This window comes from Pseudomonas taiwanensis (assembly GCF_013393345.1).
GTDB lineage: Bacteria > Pseudomonadota > Gammaproteobacteria > Pseudomonadales > Pseudomonadaceae > Metapseudomonas > Metapseudomonas resinovorans_C.
This window is the reverse complement of record NZ_QJRF01000048.1, coordinates 19,531-36,278: the sequence shown is the minus strand read 5'-3', so window position 1 is coordinate 36,278 and position 16,748 is coordinate 19,531. Positions and strand designations below refer to the sequence as shown.

14 protein-coding genes are annotated in these 16,748 nt (G+C 65.1%); 6 read left to right on the top strand and 8 right to left on the bottom strand.

Annotated features, from left to right (window positions below; translation table 11 throughout):
* Positions 1-11 precede the first annotated feature (11 nt).
* Positions 12-503 carry an anthranilate 1,2-dioxygenase small subunit gene (gene antB / locus DM872_RS09770; RefSeq protein ID WP_179059299.1) on the bottom strand — a complete coding sequence of 164 codons (492 nt, stop codon included), beginning with the start codon at positions 501-503 and terminating at the stop codon, positions 12-14.
* Positions 500-1,894: an anthranilate 1,2-dioxygenase large subunit gene (gene antA / locus DM872_RS09765; RefSeq protein ID WP_179059298.1), complete on the bottom strand. Its 1,395-nt coding sequence runs from the start codon at positions 1,892-1,894 to the stop codon at positions 500-502. The genes antB and antA overlap by 4 nt, the downstream gene beginning before the upstream one ends.
* A 705-nt stretch (positions 1,895-2,599) precedes the next feature.
* Here antA and DM872_RS09760 point away from each other — a divergent pair.
* The gene (locus DM872_RS09760; RefSeq protein ID WP_218649199.1) at positions 2,600-3,610 is read left to right on the top strand and encodes an AraC family transcriptional regulator; all 1,011 of its coding nucleotides are present in this window, start codon (positions 2,600-2,602) and stop codon (positions 3,608-3,610) included.
* A gap of 108 nt (positions 3,611-3,718) precedes the next feature.
* Entirely contained in the window at positions 3,719-4,456 is a 738-nt protein-coding gene (locus DM872_RS09755) for a DUF899 domain-containing protein (protein WP_179059296.1), read from the top strand.
* A 500-nt stretch (positions 4,457-4,956) separates the two neighbouring features.
* Here the strand turns inward: DM872_RS09755 and DM872_RS09750 are convergent, their stop codons facing one another.
* Positions 4,957-8,031, bottom strand: a complete 3,075-nt coding sequence (locus tag DM872_RS09750; protein ID WP_179059295.1) for an efflux RND transporter permease subunit — start codon at positions 8,029-8,031, stop codon at positions 4,957-4,959.
* A gap of 1 nt (position 8,032) precedes the next feature.
* Positions 8,033-9,130 carry an efflux RND transporter periplasmic adaptor subunit gene (locus tag DM872_RS09745; protein WP_179059294.1) on the bottom strand — a complete coding sequence of 366 codons (1,098 nt, stop codon included), beginning with the start codon at positions 9,128-9,130 and terminating at the stop codon, positions 8,033-8,035.
* Positions 9,131-9,273: 143 nt separating this feature from the next.
* Here DM872_RS09745 and DM872_RS09740 point away from each other — a divergent pair, with 143 nt between their 5' ends.
* Positions 9,274-9,414 carry a hypothetical protein gene (locus tag DM872_RS09740; RefSeq protein WP_179059293.1) on the top strand — a complete coding sequence of 47 codons (141 nt, stop codon included), beginning with the start codon at positions 9,274-9,276 and terminating at the stop codon, positions 9,412-9,414.
* Positions 9,411-10,610 (top strand): MFS transporter, encoded by a 1,200-nt coding sequence (locus DM872_RS09735; RefSeq protein WP_179059292.1) that lies wholly within the window; start codon positions 9,411-9,413, stop codon positions 10,608-10,610. Before DM872_RS09740 ends, DM872_RS09735 begins: the two co-directional genes overlap by 4 nt.
* A gap of 57 nt (positions 10,611-10,667) precedes the next feature.
* Here DM872_RS09735 and DM872_RS09730 read toward each other — a convergent pair whose 3' ends face one another.
* Positions 10,668-11,291 (bottom strand): response regulator transcription factor, encoded by a 624-nt coding sequence (locus DM872_RS09730; RefSeq protein WP_179059291.1) that lies wholly within the window; start codon positions 11,289-11,291, stop codon positions 10,668-10,670.
* Positions 11,288-12,724 (bottom strand): sensor histidine kinase, encoded by a 1,437-nt coding sequence (locus DM872_RS09725; RefSeq protein WP_218649197.1) that lies wholly within the window; start codon positions 12,722-12,724, stop codon positions 11,288-11,290. The genes DM872_RS09730 and DM872_RS09725 overlap by 4 nt, the downstream gene beginning before the upstream one ends.
* A 230-nt stretch (positions 12,725-12,954) precedes the next feature.
* Between DM872_RS09725 and yghU the strand changes: the two genes are divergently transcribed.
* Positions 12,955-13,794 carry a glutathione-dependent disulfide-bond oxidoreductase gene (yghU, locus tag DM872_RS09720; RefSeq protein WP_179059289.1) on the top strand — a complete coding sequence of 280 codons (840 nt, stop codon included), beginning with the start codon at positions 12,955-12,957 and terminating at the stop codon, positions 13,792-13,794.
* Positions 13,795-13,878: 84 nt separating this feature from the next.
* Here the strand turns inward: yghU and DM872_RS09715 are convergent, their stop codons facing one another.
* On the bottom strand, positions 13,879-14,493 hold the full coding sequence (locus tag DM872_RS09715) for an eCIS core domain-containing protein (protein WP_179059288.1): 615 nt from the start codon (positions 14,491-14,493) through the stop codon (positions 13,879-13,881).
* Positions 14,494-14,877: 384 nt separating this feature from the next.
* On the opposite strand from DM872_RS09715, the gene DM872_RS09710 reads away from it, so the two are divergent.
* Entirely contained in the window at positions 14,878-15,648 is a 771-nt protein-coding gene (locus DM872_RS09710) for a substrate-binding periplasmic protein (protein ID WP_179059287.1), read from the top strand.
* Between the two features lie 15 nt (positions 15,649-15,663).
* Here DM872_RS09710 and DM872_RS09705 read toward each other — a convergent pair whose 3' ends face one another.
* A complete protein-coding gene (locus DM872_RS09705) occupies positions 15,664-16,566 on the bottom strand; it encodes a LysR family transcriptional regulator (protein ID WP_179059286.1) in 903 nt (300 codons plus the stop codon).
* Between the last annotated feature and the right edge of the window lie 182 nt (positions 16,567-16,748).

The following is a 16,748-nucleotide window of genomic DNA, read 5'->3' as shown; positions in this document are numbered from 1 at the left end:
CATCCGGGCAATCAGAGGTGGTAGAAATCGAGCACCGAGTTGATGGTGTCGTTGAGCAGGACCATGTGCTTGCGGGTGATCTTCCAGCTCTCACCCACGGGCTTGAGGTGGTAGGTCGCGTGGCCGAAGAACTGCTCGCTCTGGCCCAGGCGGAAGTACAGGGTGTGCCAGTTGGCCTTCACTTCCAGTTGGCCGTCGTCGCGCTCTTTGACGCGCACGTTGCTGATCTGGTGCAGGGTGCGCGGCATCGGGATGGTCGAGGCGGCCTTGCCGGTGCGGATGCGGAACACGCGGTCTTCCAGGCCGGAGCGGTTGCTGTAGTAGATCAGCGACATGCCGCGCTTCGGATCCCGGGTGTACTCGTGCTCGGAGTCCCACTGGGGCAGGTGGTACTCGCACTGCTCGTCGAACAGGTCCAGGTAGGCGTCCCAGTCCTGGGCGTCGCACAGGGCGGATTTTGCGTAGAGGAATTGCTCGATCTGGTATTGCAGCTGCTGGTTCATGCCTGCACCTCCTGCAGTTTCAGGGCTTTCTGGTCCAGGCCCTGGAGCAGGAAGCGCTGCCAGTTGGCGTGCTGGTTCACGTACAGGCCTTCATGGGTGAATTCGGTGCCGGTCATCACCGGGGCGATGCCCAGGGTCTGGCTGTTCGACGTGGCGCCGGTGACCCACTTGCCGTAGCCGCGGGAGATGTCGCTCCAGCGTTCCAGGCGGCCCTGGAAACCGCGCTGCTGTTCGCGGAACTCCACCAGGTCGTCGGGGGTGCCCATGCCGGAGACGTTGAAGAAGTCCTCGAACTGGCGGATGCGGCTTTCGCGGTCGGCGTCGGATTCGCCTTTCACGCCGATGCACTGGCTGATGATCTCGGTCTTGTTCCAGGCCAGCGGACGCACGATGCGCAACTGCGAACTGATCTGGTCCATGAAGAACAGGCTGGGGTAAATGTTCAGGTTTCGCAGGCGGTGCATCATCCACTCCGCCTTGCCCTGACCGTGCTCCTCGACCAGGCGCGGCATCACGGTGGCGTAACCGGGGCGCACGGTAGGGTTGGGCATGTCGCTGAACAGCACGCTGTGGCCGTTGTTGAAGGAGAACCAGCCGTCGTCGGTTTCGGTGTCGCCGGCCCCCAGCTTGCTGTAGTCCAGGGTGCTGCCGGCGCTGCCCTTGCTGGCGTTGACCTGCTGGCGGTGCTGCACGGTGGCCACGTAGTTGTAGTGCACGGTGCTGACGTGATAGCCGTCCAGGCCGTTCTCGTTCTGCAGCTTCCAGTTGCCGTCGAAGGTGTAGGTGGACTTGCCGGGCAGCACTTCCAGCTCACCGGTGGGCGACTGGGCGACCATCATGTCGAAGAACACCTTGGCGTCGCCGAGGAAGTCTTCGAGGCTGTCGGTGCCTGCGACATCGAGGCTGATGAAGACGAAGCCCTTGTAGCTCTCGATGCGTGCCTTCTTCAGGCCACGGGTGGCCTTGTCGAAACCTTCCGGGTACTCGCCCGGTGCCTTGACCTTCACCAGGCGGCCATCGCTCTTGTAGCACCAGGCGTGGAAGGGGCAGGTGAAGGTGGACTGGTTGCCCTTGCCGACGCGGGTGAGGGTGGCGCCACGATGCTGGCAGGCGTTGATCAGCGCGTTCAGCTGGCCGTTGCCGTCACGGGTGATGATCATCGGCTGGCGGCCGGCGCGCAGGGTCATGAAGTCGTGGGCATTGGGGATCTCGCTCTCGTGGCAGGCGTAGATCCAGTTCTTCTCGAAGATCAGCTCCATCTCCAGGTCGAACAGTTCCGGCTCGGTGAACATGTCGCGGGCAATGCGGTACACGCCTTCTTCCGGACGGAAGTCCAGGCAGCCGCTGACGTACTCTCTCCACTGCGCAACGTTCTTATTCGAAGTATTCATGGGTGGCACCTTCCACATCGGGCGAAACAGTGGAAGCCATTAGAAGGAGCCACGGCCCGGCTGGTCTATCCGCTTGGTTGGCGAAGAAACGCCGAAAATTTTGACGGCTCACCGGGCGCTTGAAAGGCCCGGGTGCCGGGGCTTTCAAAGGATTTTTGGCAGTCTGAATAAGCGGATAGCTTTCGCCAAAAAAACGGATGGCCAACAGGTGCCGGAGCGGATTGAAATTCGCCCTCGCCGTGCCGCCCGAGGCCGCAGTAACGGTCTGCGATGCGGGGTAACGCTTTTTCGCGCGGCTAGCAGAAGGGCGCCTGGCGCGCTATCCGGAAAGTTGGTGAAGGCTGTCCGCAGGCTTCGACTTCGGCGTCTTCGGTGCGGTGTCCGGTCAATGGCGGTAACACCCGTGATTCCAACGGGGCATCGGTTCGCTCGCGAGGGGGGAGCAGGACCCTGCCAGGGGGTATCCGAAGCGTTTTTGCCACGCGGCGCCGTGGTGAGGCGGGTTGCTCCGTACTGGGGCGAAGAATCGCTCTGGAACAGGCCTGACGGGCCCTCCAGACAGAGGCGGGTATCCGCGGATTTCGACAATGCTATCCTTTTGTTTCGAATCGCGACGGACCGCAGGGGCGTGGCACGGAGCTTGCCTTGTCCATGTTGACGCGCCGCAGAGCGCGCATCTCCAGAAGCCGTTTTGGGTGCCGCGTGATGAGTACGAAGAACCATCAATTCCGAGACATTTCCGCCGATCGCTACGACCTCGCCGGGGCTCGTTCCTGGATGTCGAACATCTGCGGCCCTCACCACCTGAAGGCTGCAAAGCCCGAGCGGATCCAGTTCCATCACAGCGGCAACGTGCTGCCCTCGATGTCGACGACGATGGGCTACGTCGAGTACGGCACGGACGTCACCATTGGCGTCGGCGACGAGATGAACCTCAATTGCTACAGCCTCAGCCTGCCGCTGGCCGGTGAGCAGGAGCTGGTCAAGTCCGGGCACCTCCTGCGTTCGGATCGCGACTGGGGGGTAATCGTGTCGCCCCACGAGTTCCAGGAACTCACCATCGCCGGTGACTGCCACAAGTTGCAGGTAGCCATTCCCCGCGCCGCCATGCAGCAGACCCTCGAGGGCCTTCTGCAGCGCAGCGTGGACACACCGTTGAGCTTCCAGGCGGAGATGAACGCGGTGGAGGGCGCTGCGGCGTCCTGGTGGCGCATGGCGCGGCACCTGATCGACGAGCTGGAGCGCAGCCGTGACCTCTACGGCCAGCTGTTCTTCACCCGCGACCTGGAAAGCGCGCTGATCAAGGGGCTGATCCTGGCGCAGCCGAACAATTATTCGGAGGAGTTGCGCGGACGGCTGGAGATCAAGCTGCCCCATTACCTGGTGCGGGCGCGGGACTTCATCCACGTCCATGCCCGCGAGGAAATCTGCCTGGAAGACATCGAGCGGGCCGCCGGCGTGTCGCGCTTCAAGCTGTTCGAGGGCTTCAAGCGATATTTCGGCCAATCGCCCATGGCCTACCTGAAGAAGCACCGCCTGACCGCCGTGCGCCAGGAACTGCTGGAAGACCGCAGCGCCCGGAATATCTCGGTGATCGCCATGGGCTGGGGCTTCAACCATCTCGGCCGCTTCGCCAGCGAGTACCGCAAGCTGTTCGACGAAACCCCAAGCATGACCATCCAGCGCCTGGAGGAGCGGCGCGGGCGTTCTCTCTGAAGCACTGCCGCCTGTCGAGAAATGCACGGGTGATTGTCGAACGGTCCTGAAATCAGACGACTACCAGGGGCGAGTCCCTCATTTCCGTCAGGTTCAGGAGAGTGCGACATGAAAATCGACAAACACCCCGTGGTTTCCCGCGAAGAATGGCTGCATGCCCGCGAGGAGCTGTTGCGCAAGGAAAAGGCCTTCACCCGTGAACGCGACCGGCTCAGCGCCGAGCGGCGGGCGCTGCCCTGGGTTCGAATCGAGCAGGTCTACGCCTTCGAGGGACCGGACGGTTGGGAAACCCTGGCCGACCTGTTCGACGGGCGCAGCACCCTGGTCGTCTACCACTTCATGTTCGGCCCCAACTGGAAGGAAGGTTGCCCCGGCTGCTCGTTCCTCGCCGACCACATCGATGGGCCCAACCAGCACCTCAAGCACCACGATGTGACGCTGCTCTGCGCGTCCCGCGCGCCCTTGCAGGAGTTCCAGGCCTTCCGCAAGCGCATGGGTTGGAAGTTCAAGTGGGTGTCGTCCCAGGGCAGCTCCTTCAACCAGGACTTCGGCGTCGCCGCCCGGCCCGAGGACATCGCCGCCGGTACCGCCCGCTACAACTACGGCACCAGCAAGGACCCGGGCGAGGACATGCCGGGCCTCAGCGTGTTCTATCGCAACGACGCGGGGGAGATTTTCCACACCTACTCCACCTACGCCCGTGGTCTGGACCTGCTGGTGGGCGCCTACAACTTCCTCGACCTCCTGCCCAAGGGCCGCGACGAGAAGGAAATCATGGATTGGATGACCTACCACGACCGCTATGAGGACGAGCCCGCCAAGGTGCATAGCTGCTGCGCGGAGTGATTGGGTTGGGCGAACCTGCGGTCCGCATAGCGATTGAAATCGCCCCCACAGGGGAGTCACCTTCAACGCCGCGCTCGACCATTGAGGCATTGCTTCTTGTGGGGGCGAATTCATTCGCCAAGCAGACCGAAGGTCTGCCCTGGGGAGTGTCAGGGGGCAACTGCGTTGCCCTTGGCGAATGAATTCGCCCCTACAGGGGAGTCACCTCCAGCGCCGCGCTCGACCATTGAGGCACCGCTTTTTTGTGGGGGCGAATTCATTCGCGAAGCAGGCCGAAGGCCTGCCCTGGGGAGTGTCAGGGGGCAACTGCGTTGCCCTTGGCGAATGAATTCGCCCTACAGGGAATCACCTCCAGCGCCGCGCTCGACAATTGAGGCACCGCTTTTTTGTGGGGGCGAATTAATTCGCGAAGCAGGCCGAAGGTCTGCCTTGGGGATCCCAAAGGGCAACTGCGTTGCCCTTAGCGAATGAATTCGCCCCCACAAGGTGATCCCGCTCCTTCAGGCTATCGCCGCTGCGGCCAGCTCCGGCTTCTTCGCCCGCAACACCAGCGCGCACAGTGCCGGCAGGAACAGCAGGGTCAACACGGTGCCCACCAGCACGCCGCCAATCAGCACATAAGCCAGGGATGACCAGAACACCGAGAAGGTCAGCGGGATGAAGGCCAGCGCAGCGGCCAGGGCAGTGAGCAGCACCGGTCGGGCGCGGCGTACCGTGGCTTCGATGATGGCCTCGCGCAGGGGGCGGCCGTGGGCCAGTTCCTGGTCGATCTGGTCGGTGAAGATCAGCGTGTTGCGCATCAGGATGCCGCCGATGCCGATCAGCGCCAGGATGGCGTTGAAGCCGAAGGGCTGGTTGAACAGCAGCAGTGCCGGCATGGCGCCGATCAGGCCCAGGGGCGCGGTGGCGAAGACCATGAACATCCGGCTGAAGGAACGCACCTGGAACATGATCACCACCAGGGTCAGCAGGATCATCACCGGGAACAGCACGGCCAGGGCCTTGTTGGCCTTGGCGCTTTCTTCCACCGGACCGCCGATGGTGACCTTGTAGCCGGCCGGCAGCTTGGCGATCAGCGGTTGCAGGTCGGCGTACACGGCCTTTTCCACATCCGGCGGCTGGGTGCCCTTGATGATGTCAGCACGCACTTCGAAGGTCAGTTCGCGGTCGCGGCGCTTGAGGATGGGTTCCTCCATCAGCGGTTGGAAGCGGCCCACCTGTTCCAGCGGCACCGATACGCCAGCGGCGTTGGTAATGGTCAGGCCCTCGATACCGCCGAGGTTTTCCCGCTGGGTGTTCTGCGCACGGACCGTCACGGCCACGGTGCGGGTGCCCTCGCGCACTTCGGTCACCGGGTTGCCGGTGAGCAGGGCGTTGAGCTGGCTTTTCACCTCAACCGGGGTGAAGCCGAGCAGGCGCAGGCGGTCCTGGTCCAGCACCAGGCGATAGGAGCTGCTGCGCTCACCCCAGTCGATGAAGGTGTCGCGGGTCATGGCGTTGGCGGCAACCACGGCACGCACCTCTTCGCTGATCTGCCGCAACTGGTCGAGGTTGGGACCGGATACGCGGAACACCACCGGGAACGGCACCGGCGGGCCGAACACCAGCTGCGTGACGCGCACCCGTGCCGAGGGGAATTCGCCGGCGGCGATGCGCGCCTGCATGCGCTCGCGGAGGGCATCGCGGGCCTTGGAGTCGGCGGTCTGCACGATGATCTTGGCGAAAGCCGGGTCCGGCAGCTCGGGGTTCAGGGACAGGAAGAAGCGCGGCGCACCGCCCCCCACGTAGGCGTCGACCAGTTTGGTCTGCGGTTCTTCCAGCAGGGATTTTTCCACCTCAGCGACCACGGATTCGGTGGCCTTGAAGGCGCTGCCCGGCGGCATATAGACCTCCACCAGCAGTTCCGAACGGTCGGAGTTGGGGAAGAACTGCTTCTTCACGATGCCCATGCCCAGGCCGCTGGTGATGAAGGCCGCCACAACCAGAGCAGTGACCGTCTTGCGGTGGTTCACGCACCAGGTGACCAGGGCCCGCAGGCGCTGGTAGAGGCGGGTGGCGTAGAGCGCTTCATGGCCACCGGCGACGGGTTGGATCTTCGGCAGCAGCTTCACTCCCAGGTAGGGCGTGAAGAACACCGCCACCACCCAGGAGGCGAGCAGGGCGAAGCCGACGATCCAGAAGATGTTGCCGGCGTACTCGCCCGCGCCGGACTTGGCGAAGCCCACCGGCAGGAAGCCGATGACGGTCACCAGGGTGCCGGTGAGCATGGGCGCGGCAGTGGAGGTCCAGGCGAAGGTGGCGGCCTGGATGCGGTCGAGGCCTTCCTCCAGCTTCACCACCATCATCTCGATGGCGATGATGGCGTCGTCCACCAGCAGGCCCAGGGAGAGGATCAGCGCACCGAGGGTGATGCGGTCGAACTCGCGCCCGGTCATCAGCATGATCACGAAGACGATGGACAGGGTCAGCGGCACGGCGGCGGCGACCACCAGGCCGACGCGGAAACCCAGCGCCAGCAGGCTGATCAGCATCACCACGCCGAGGGCGACGAAGAACTTGAGCATGAACTCGTTCACCGCGATGCGGATTTTCTCGGCCTGGTCGGAGACCTTGTCGAACGTCACGCCCAGGGGCAGGCCGGCGTGGATGCGGTCTTCCTCGGCCTGGAGGGACTTGTCCAGTTCAAGACCGTTGAAGTGCGGTTCCATGATCACGCCGAGCATCAGCGCCGGTTCGCCCTGATGGCGGATGCGGTAGCTCGGCGGGTCCTCGTAGCCGCGCTTGACCGTGGCCACGTCGGCGATGCGCAGCAGCTTGCCATTGGCATTGATCGGTACGTTCTCGATCAGATTCAGGCTGTCGAAGGCGCCGTCCAGGCGGATGTACGCGCGTGGGCCGCTGGTTTCGACGAAGCCGGCCGGCGCCACGCCGTTCTGCTTGCCCAGGGCCTCGAAGATCTGTTCGGGCTTCAGACCGAGGGTGGCCAGGCGCTGGTAGGAGAACTCGACGAAGATGCGCTGGGCCTGCTCACCGAGAATGTTGACCTTCTTCACGCCGGGCAGGTTGAGCAGGCTCTGGCGCATGTCTTCGGCCATCTGCACGAGCTGGCGGTGCGGCAGTTGTTCGGCTTCCAGCGCGTAGAGGGCGAAATAGACGTCCGAGTATTCATCGTTGAAGAAGGGGCCGACCACGCCTTGCGGCAAGCGTTTGGCTTCGTCGGAGAGCTTCTTGCGGGTCTGGTAGAAGAGCTGCTGGATGTCGCCCGGCCGGGTGGAGTCCTGGTACTGCAGCTTCATCGAGACGAAGCCGGGCTGGGCGATGGTTTCCACCCGGTCGTAGAAGTCCAGTTCCTGCAGGCGCTTTTCCAGGCGGTCCGCCACCTGTTCCTGCATCTCCCGCGCGGTAGCGCCCGGCCAGGCGGCGGTGATGGTCATGGTCTTGACCGTGAAGGACGGGTCTTCCGCGCGGCCGAGCTTGTTGAAGGCGATGGCGCCGGCGACCAGCGTCGCGATGATCAGGAACAGGGTCACCGCCCGATTGCGTACCGCGAAGGCGGAAAGGTTGAAGCGGCTCATCTCAGTTCTCCAGGGCCAGCGACGGCGCCGGCAGTTCGCGCACGCTGTCACCGGCGTTCAGCAGATGGGCGCCGAGGGCGACGATGCGTTCACCCGGCTGGATGCCGCCTTCCAGTACCGCTTCTTCCTGCTCCAGGCGCACCACGCGCACCGGGCGCAATTCCACCTTGCCGTCCGTCTTGATGACCCAGACGCCGGTGCCCTGGCCCTTGTCGTGCAGGGCGCCCAGCGGCACGCGAACCAGTTGCTGGTGGTCGGCGCCGTCCAGTTGCAGGGTGACGGTGGACCCGATGGCCAGTGCGGAGGAGTCGCCGCCCAGGGTGTAGCGGGCGCGGAAGGTGCGGGTGGTGGTATCCGCTGCGGCGGATAGCTCGCGCAGGGTGGCCGGCACCGCGTCGCCCGAGGCGCCGTAGGGATAGGCGCGGGCTGCGTGGTTGGCGAGGGAACGCTGGGTTTCCGGGATATCGATCACCGCTTCGCGTGCGCCGTCATGGGCGAGGCTGGCGACGATCTGGCCCTCGGCGACGACCTGTCCACGGTCCACCCGTACATCGGTGATCACGCCGTCGCCATCGGCCTGCAAGGTCGAGTAGGTCCGGCGATTCTCCACCTGGGCTGCTTCGGACGTGGCGGCGGCCTGTTCGGCCTGGGCGACCCGCAGGCGCGTGGCGGCCTGGTCGTACAGCTGACGGGAGACCGCGCCCGTGCCGGCCAGGCGGCGATAGCGGGCTTCGTCATCGCGGGCCTGGCGCAGCTCCGCTTCGGCGGCGGTGACGCGGTTACGGGCAGTGCGCAAGGCCAGTTCGAAGTCGGTGTTGTCCAGCACCAGCAGTACGTCGCCGCGCTTCACGCGGGTGCCCGGGTCCACCTTGCGGGCAATCACCTTGCCGCCGACGCGAAAGCCCAGGTCGCTGGCGGTGCGGGCCGCTACCACGCCGGTATAGAGCGCATTCTGCTGGGCGGCCGCTTGTACGTCCGCCGCCAGGACCGCCCGTGGCTGGGGCGCGCTGACCGAGGTATCGGCCTGGCTGTTGCAACCGCTCAGCGCCAGCAGGGCAGCGGGGATCAGGGCGAGTAGGGCAAGGTGCGGGCGATTCATGGAGCGATCCTCGGATTGGGCGGCATCAGGGCGAAGCACCGCAGGTCGAAAATATGATAGGCATAATCTAATTTCGTGTATATATGTCACTCGTCATCTAATTCGTCAGCCCAAGGGCGAAGCGACCAACGGAGGTGCATGCGATGTGCAATGAACAACAAGCAGCAGAGAACGGCCTGGCCTGCGTTGCGCCGTCCGCCGTCAGCCACGACGACTGGCAGGCCCTGGAGTGGCAGCTGATGGTGCTGGCGCTGGAAGCCGAAGCAGCAGGAGACCTGTCATGAACCCGTCGCGCCTGCTACTGGCCATCCTCATGGTGCTGACCGCCATGGGCGAAATCTCCACCCAACTGATCATTCCCGCCCTCGGTGCCCTGGAGCAGGGACTGGGTGCCGACCACGGCGCGAGCCTCGCGGCGCTGTCCGCTTTCGTTGCGGCGTTCGGGCTCGGGCAATTGCTGCTGGGGCCGCTGTCCGACCGGGTCGGCCGCCGGCCGGTGCTGATCGGCGGGCTCAGCCTTTACCTGGCTGCCACCGCCTGGATGTTCCTTGCCGACAGCATGACCGACTTCATTCTCGGACGCGTGGTCCAGGGGCTCGGCGCCTGTGCGGCGCTGGTGCTGGCGCGGGCCATCGTGCGCGATGTATGGAAGGCGCAGGCCGCTCCGGCTCTGGCGCTGACCGTGATCGGCATGCTCAGCGCCATCGCCCTGGCGCCCATGGTGGGCGGACTGCTCACCCAGTGGGGCGGCTGGCACGCGCCTATCCTGGCTTCCCTGACCATTGGCAGCCTGGCGCTGCTGGCGGTGCTGGCCTTCTACCGGGAATCCAACCCCAGCCTCGATCCCAAGACCGGCCACCCGGCGACCCTGGCGCGCAACTATTTCGACCTGCTCAAGCAGCGTTCCAGCCGGGCCCTGGCGTTCACCCTGGCGGGCACCTACGGGGCGATGTTCGCCGTGGTGGCCGGTTCATCGGCTGTCTATATCGGTCTGCTCGGGCTGAGCTCGGCGGAATATGGCCTGGCGTTCGGCGCCACCATTTCCGGACTGATCGCCGGCGCGCTGTTCACCCAACGCAAGATCATGCAACTGGGCCCGCAACGTATCGTCGGTATCGGCGTGAGCCTGGTGGCTGCCGGTGCGCTGACCACCTTGCTGGTCCACGCCACGCTGGGCCTGTCGGTGCTCGGCCTGTCGTTGCCACAGGTTCTGGTGACCCTGGGCGGCGGCATGCTGATTCCGGCTTCGGTGGCCGGCGTGGTCATGCCCAACGCCCACCGCGCCGGACTCGCGGCCGGCTTGATGGGATTCTCCCAGATGCTCGGCGCGACTTTGAGTGGCCTGCTGCTGGGCGTGCTGCAGGATGGCAGCTCCTGGCCGATGGTCGGCGTGCAAGCCGTGTTCGCCGTGGCGGCCATCAGCGGATTCACCCTGATGACCCGCAAGGCACGCAGCGCGGCGGTTTCTGCGGCGGGGTGAGGTCGGTACGCAAGTCAGTATTTTGAATCGCGCTCGCCGCCCGCCATATCGCTCGCGCTACGGCGGCGAGTCGAGCAGGCTGGCGTACTGGCGGATGAGTTGCGCCAGGGAATCGGCTTCGAGCTTCGCGAAGACGTTGGCCCGGTAGGTTTCCACGGTGCGCGGCGACAGCTCGAACTCGCGCGCGATCTCCTTGTTGCTCAGGCCCTGGACGATGCGTTCCAGCACATCACGCTCGCGCCCCGAGAGACGCGCCAGTCGGTCCACGGCCGCCTGGGTCACGGCCTGGCGCTCGCGGCTGGCGATGTGGGTGCGCACGGCGGCCTGCACCGCATCGAGGAAAACATCGTCGTCCGCCGGCTTCTGCAGGAATTCCATGGCGCCGCCCTTGAAGGCCCGGCGGCAGAGGTCGACGTTGGCGTGGCCGGTGAGCATCACCACCGGCAGGTCGGAGGCCTCCGCCAGCCGTGCCAGCACGTCCAGCCCGCCGATGCCCGGCATGCGGATATCCAGCACAACGCAGCCGATGGCCTGCGGCGACAGTGTATCGAGAAACTCCTGGGGATCGCCGAAGCCTTCGCTGCGCAGGCCGACGCTGCGTAGCAACAGCGCCAGGGCGTCGCGCACGGCATCGTCATCGTCAACCAGGTACACCAGCGGCGAGTGTGCAGGAAGGCTCATGCATCGGCTCCGGCGAGGGGCATGCGCAGTGTGAAGCCGGCGCCCCGTGGATCGAGGTTGCGGACGCTGATGTGGCCGTCCATGGCGCCGGCGAGGGTCTCGCACAGCGTCAGGCCCAGTCCCATGCCTTGCGGCCGCGTGGTGTAGAAGGGCTCGAACAGGCGCGGCAGCGAATCGGCGGGAACACCCGGACCGTCGTCGCTGACGCTGAATGCATAGCGGCCGTCTTCGACGCCGCCGCAGAGGGCGATGTTGCGGGTGCCCGGGGCGTCGGCGGCGTTCTGCACCAGGTTGTGCAGGATCTGCTCGAGGGCCACCCGGTCGCCCTTGGGGCGGGCGCCCGGCGAGGCGTTGCGCCAGGTCAGGCGGATGCCGCGGCGCGCCAGTTCCTGTTCGCGCAGGAACAGCAGCGAAGCCGCCAGGGTGTCCGGATCGACCGCGGTGCGCGGTGAAGGCGAACTGGGCTGAACCAGTTCGCGCATGCGCTGGATGATGTCGGCTGCGCGGCGTGCCTGTCCGGCACTGGCGAGCAGGGCCTGGCGGACCGCTGGACGTTCGTCTTCGTCATCCAGCAGGCGCTCGGCGGCCCGTACCTGGGCGAGGATGGCGGTCAGCGGCTGGTTCAGTTCGTGGGCGATGCCCGCCGCCATCTCGCCTAAGGTGCTCAGCCGTGTCATCGCGGCCAGACGCGCTTTCTCCTGCTGTCGCCTGGCATCGGCGCGCGACCGCTGCCAGGCCGCGAAACCGGCCATCAGGAGGCCACTGGCGACCGCCCAGGCCAGCCATTCCAGCCAGGGCCAGTCGGCGGGTGTCAGCAGGCGCCAGCTGTGCAGGGGAAAGGGTTGGCTGACCGCCCCCAGGGGCTTGTGCAGGTCGATCAACCAGCCCAGTGAGTCGGCGCCGGATTGGCGTGCCAACAGGGTGAGCGGACCGGCGCCCACATCCAGCGTCAGCATCGCCAGCGAAGGGGGAAAGTCGCTGGCCGGGATGAGTTGGCGCGCGTCCAGCAACAGGCTCCAGCTCGATGGTGCCACCAGCCAGTAGCGGGCCTCGTCCAGCGGCAGCGTGACGGGGCGCTTCAACTGGCGGGCCTGCTCGACCGCAGCGGCGAAGTTCGGCGGGGCGGCGAGGCTGCCCGCCCAGTTTCCGTCGCGCAGAAAACCCAGGCCCAGCAGTTGCGGCATGGAGGGTTGCAGGCTGGGGAGCAGGCGTTCGGGAATTGGCGGATGCGACAACGCGGCCAGGGTGGCCAGCACGGCTTCGTGCTGCACTGTCTTCTGGCTGAGCATGCGCTGGGCGATGCTGGTGTCCTGGAAGAAGCGCTCATGGCGGTCGGCATAGTCCTGCCAGCCAATCCACGCGGCAACAGGGCAGAACAGCACCAGCCAGAGCAGGAATGTGCGGAGATGGGTCAGGGGATTCACGCGGGGCATCATGCCTGGTCCGTGCGGACGGCGGCCATCCGTAGGGCTACGGAGGATGCATGGAATCCCTTGTGGGGGGCAAGGTGGGGCTCGTCTAGCGCGGGCATCAATCGGGCCTGATCGGGAACTCGAGTGAGCATGGCCGCACCTTCGCCTGCTGGCCACCCCCGGAAGCTGCTGTCGCCCTACAATGCTCCGCATTCCTTTCAAGACCACCAGTCCTGCATCAGGGGGTTCACATGTCTGACGCACAGTATGTTCCGCCCAGGGTATGGCAGCACCTTGCGCCGTCCGGGGGCGAGTTCGCCAACATCAATCGGCCGGTCGCGGGACCAACCCATGAACGCGTGCTGCCGGTGGGCAAGCATCCGTTGCAGCTCTATTCGCTGGGCACGCCCAATGGCGTGAAGGTGACGGTCCTGCTGGAAGAGCTGCTGGCCCTGGGGCATGCCGATGCCGAGTACGACGCCTGGCTTATCCGCATCACGGAGGGTGAGCAGTTCTCCACAGGCTTCGTCGGGATCAATCCCAACTCGAAGATTCCCGTCCTGGTGGATTACAGCCAGGAAGTGCCGATCCGTGTCTTCGAGTCGGGCTCGATCCTGCTGTACCTGGCGGAGAGGTTCGGCCGCTTCCTGCCCACGGACCTGGCGGGGCGTACCGAAACCCTGAACTGGCTGTTCTGGCAGATGGGGTCGGCGCCCTATCTGGGCGGAGGTTTCGGGCATTTCTATGCCTACGCGCCGGAGAAGCTCGAATACCCGATCGATCGGTTCACCATGGAGACCAAGCGCCAGTTGGATGTCCTGGATCGTCGGCTCGCCGAGCACAGCTACCTGGCGGGTGATGCCTACACCATCGCCGATATCGCTGTATGGCCGTGGTACGGCCAATTGGTGCGGGGGAACCTGTATTCGGCAGCGGAATTCCTCTCCGCCCATGAGTACATCCACGTCCTGCGCTGGGCCGAGGAAATCGCCGAGCGGCCCGCGGTGAGACGTGGCAGGCGGGTCAATCGCACCTGGGGTGAGCCGGAAGAGCAGTGCCCGGAGCGTCATCAGGCATCCGATCTGGATTGATCCTCGCCAGGCGGAGGCGAGGGGCGAGCTGACTTCTCAGCGCCCGGTTCCGAATCGTCTGGAAGGTTTGGGCAGATGGCGGGCTCAGAGTTTCCTGCCGCTGCTGGCCACCGTCGGCTTCAACGCCCGCGCCACTTCGCCCTGGATCTTGTAAGCCGGCGCTTCCACCGAGTTGTAGTCGCGGGTGTAGCGCTTGGCGAAGTCCGCCACGCCCCATTCCAGGTACTGCTTCACGTGATGCACTTCGTGGGCCCAGAGGGCGACGTTGTTCTCTGCGTCGTCCTCGTTGCGGAAGACGATCACGTCTACCAGCGTCACGGCCTCCACATCCGGGTTCTGCATCAGGGTGTTGGCGGCGTTCGCCTCGGTGTCGACCCCCACCTTGTAGCGCGCCGTGTCCAGCACCTGCAGGTCGTAGTAGGGCTCAAGCTGTGCACGGATGTGCAGTGGAATGGGATGCAGCAGGGTGGCAGGCATGTTGTTGCGCGATTCCACGATCCACTGTTGCAGGCTGGCAGCGGCCATCTGGTTGACGCCTTCCAGCAAAGGCGCCATGTCTCCCTGGTTACCCGGCGCGCAGAAGCAGGTCACCACACACACCTGCGATTGCCCGCTGGGGCAGGCGAGGGCGGCGGTGGAAACGAAGGGCAGGGCGAGGATGGTCTGAAGCAGGAAACTGCGAAGGGATACAGCGAACAAGGAACCTCCCGGAGGCGCTGACGGAGCGCGCCATTATGGACAGCGGCGGCGGGGATTGGTTGCGCAATTCCCGTCCGGCTGTCGGCGAAGGAAATGGCTGTGTCCGCATTAAGTGTTGCAAGTGGCTGGATTACCCGTAGGAGCTGGCTTGCCAGCGAATGGCCCTGTTTCGCTAGCAAGCTAGCTCCTACAAGGCCCTTGGACCGATGGCCGATCTCTGGCAACAACGCCGGAGTTCGAGTACTACAGCGCCGATTTCGATCCCATGGCCGGAACCGGCTGGGTGGGAATCTGGGGGCCGATTAAGGACTGAAAAGGGGGAGACTCCCGGGTTCCTGCCGGCCTAAACTGAGCGGCATTTTTCGTCAGGCCCCCTGTCCATCCATGCCGAGTACGCAGGTATCCAGTCGTTGCCGAGCGTTGTGGTTCGTCGCGCTGCTGATTGTCAGCGTGTGGCCGCTATTGGGTCACGCCAGCCAACCGGCCGAATACCGTATCGGGGTGGAGCAGGTGGACTACTACCCCATCTACTCCGCAGTGCCGCCAGGCAACGAGTACCGCGGCTATGCCCGCGACCTGCTGGACCTCTTCGCCGCCCGGGAAAACCTGCGCTTCACCTATGTGGCGCTGCCGGTGCGGCGCCTGTCCCACGCCTACTGGACCGGGCGACTCGACCTGATCTTCCCCGACAACCCGCGCTGGGAGGCGGCGCACAAGCCGGCCGGTATCACCTATTCGCAAGCGGTGCTGCAGTTTCAGGACGCCATGCTGGTACTGCCGGAGCGCAAGGGCCAGGCGCGGGCGAGCTTCCGTCGCCTCGGCTTCGTCCGTGGCTTCACGCCGTGGAAATTCCAGGGCGATATCGCTGCCGGGCGGGTGGTCATCAAGGAGGCACCCAATCCCGAGGGACTTATCCACATGGCCATGGCCGGCTATATCGACGCCGCCAACATGGCGCAGCAAGTGGCGAATTTTCACCTCAAGCGCCTGGGACGCGAGGGCGGCTTGGTGATCGAGCCGACATTGCTGCCACTCAGCGACAGCTACTACCACCTCTCCAGCATCCGCCATCCGGAGCTCATCCAGCGCTTCGATGCCTTTCTCCAGCGGGAGCAGGTGGCGATACAGGTGTTGAAGGCGAAATACGGCTTCTGAGTGCGGCGCAGGTCGTCAGGTCAGCTCGAAGGCGTTTATCAACTCCTCCAGAAAGGTGCTCACCAGTTCGCTCTGCCGGGTGGAGTGGCGCACTGCCGCATGGAACTGCACTTCATAGCGAAACCGCTCCGGGTTGAGGGCGCGGAGCTGGTCCAGGTCGACGTGGCTTGCCGCGTAATGCTCAGGCAGGAAGCCCAGGTGCTGGCCGGAAAGAATCAGCAGGGCAGCGCCATCCATGCTGTCGGTAAGTGCAGTCATGCGCTCGATGGAGGTCGGTGCCGGCATTTCCGGAAGCGGGTGGCTGGGCCAGACCCATTCGTGCTCGGCCACGTCCGCATCCTGTAGCGCACCCGCCTGGAGATAGAGGGGGTGGGACGCGCTGCAATAGGCCGCCTGGGTTTCGCGGAACAGGGCCAGGTAGTCGAGGTTGTCGAGGCGCCGCCAGAAATAGCCGATCGCCAGGTCCAGGTGGCCGTTGATGAGCTTCTCTTCGAGAAACGACGACGACAGTTCGGTGAACTGGAAGTACAGCCCCTGGTTGCGCGCGCGCAGGCGTGCGATGGCCAGGGCGATCTTCTTGTTGGCCGTGGGGTCGATCTGTCCCAGCAGTCCGATGTTCAGCGTGCCGGAGAGGGTGCGGTTGATGTGCTGCACTTCCAGGCGAAAGCCCTCGGCTGCGGCCAGCAGGCGCCGCGCCGCGTCGACGAACTGGCTGCCCTTGGCCGTCAGGGCGAATCCGGCCCGGCCACGCTGGCAGAGGCGGAAGCCGAGGCGGGTTTCCAGTGATGCGAGCTGCGCGCTGATGGTGGGCTGCGAGGTGTTCAACGCAGTCTGTGCAGCGGAAATGCCGCCGGCCTCGACAACGGCCAGGAACACGCGGATCAGGCGGATATCCAGTTCGGATACGTTGCCCAGCATGAGGCCTCCGTGGGTGCCTTACATAGAAGGCGATCTATGTGAACAGTTGGCCCGCGCTATTTTACGAGTTCGGCAGGGCACCTAGATTGCTGCTTCAGCGATGGTTCCATCCCCATCAGGATGCCGGGAACAGCCAGATCGCCGGGCGTCATCATAGGGCGCCGCCGAGGACGTTCGCCACA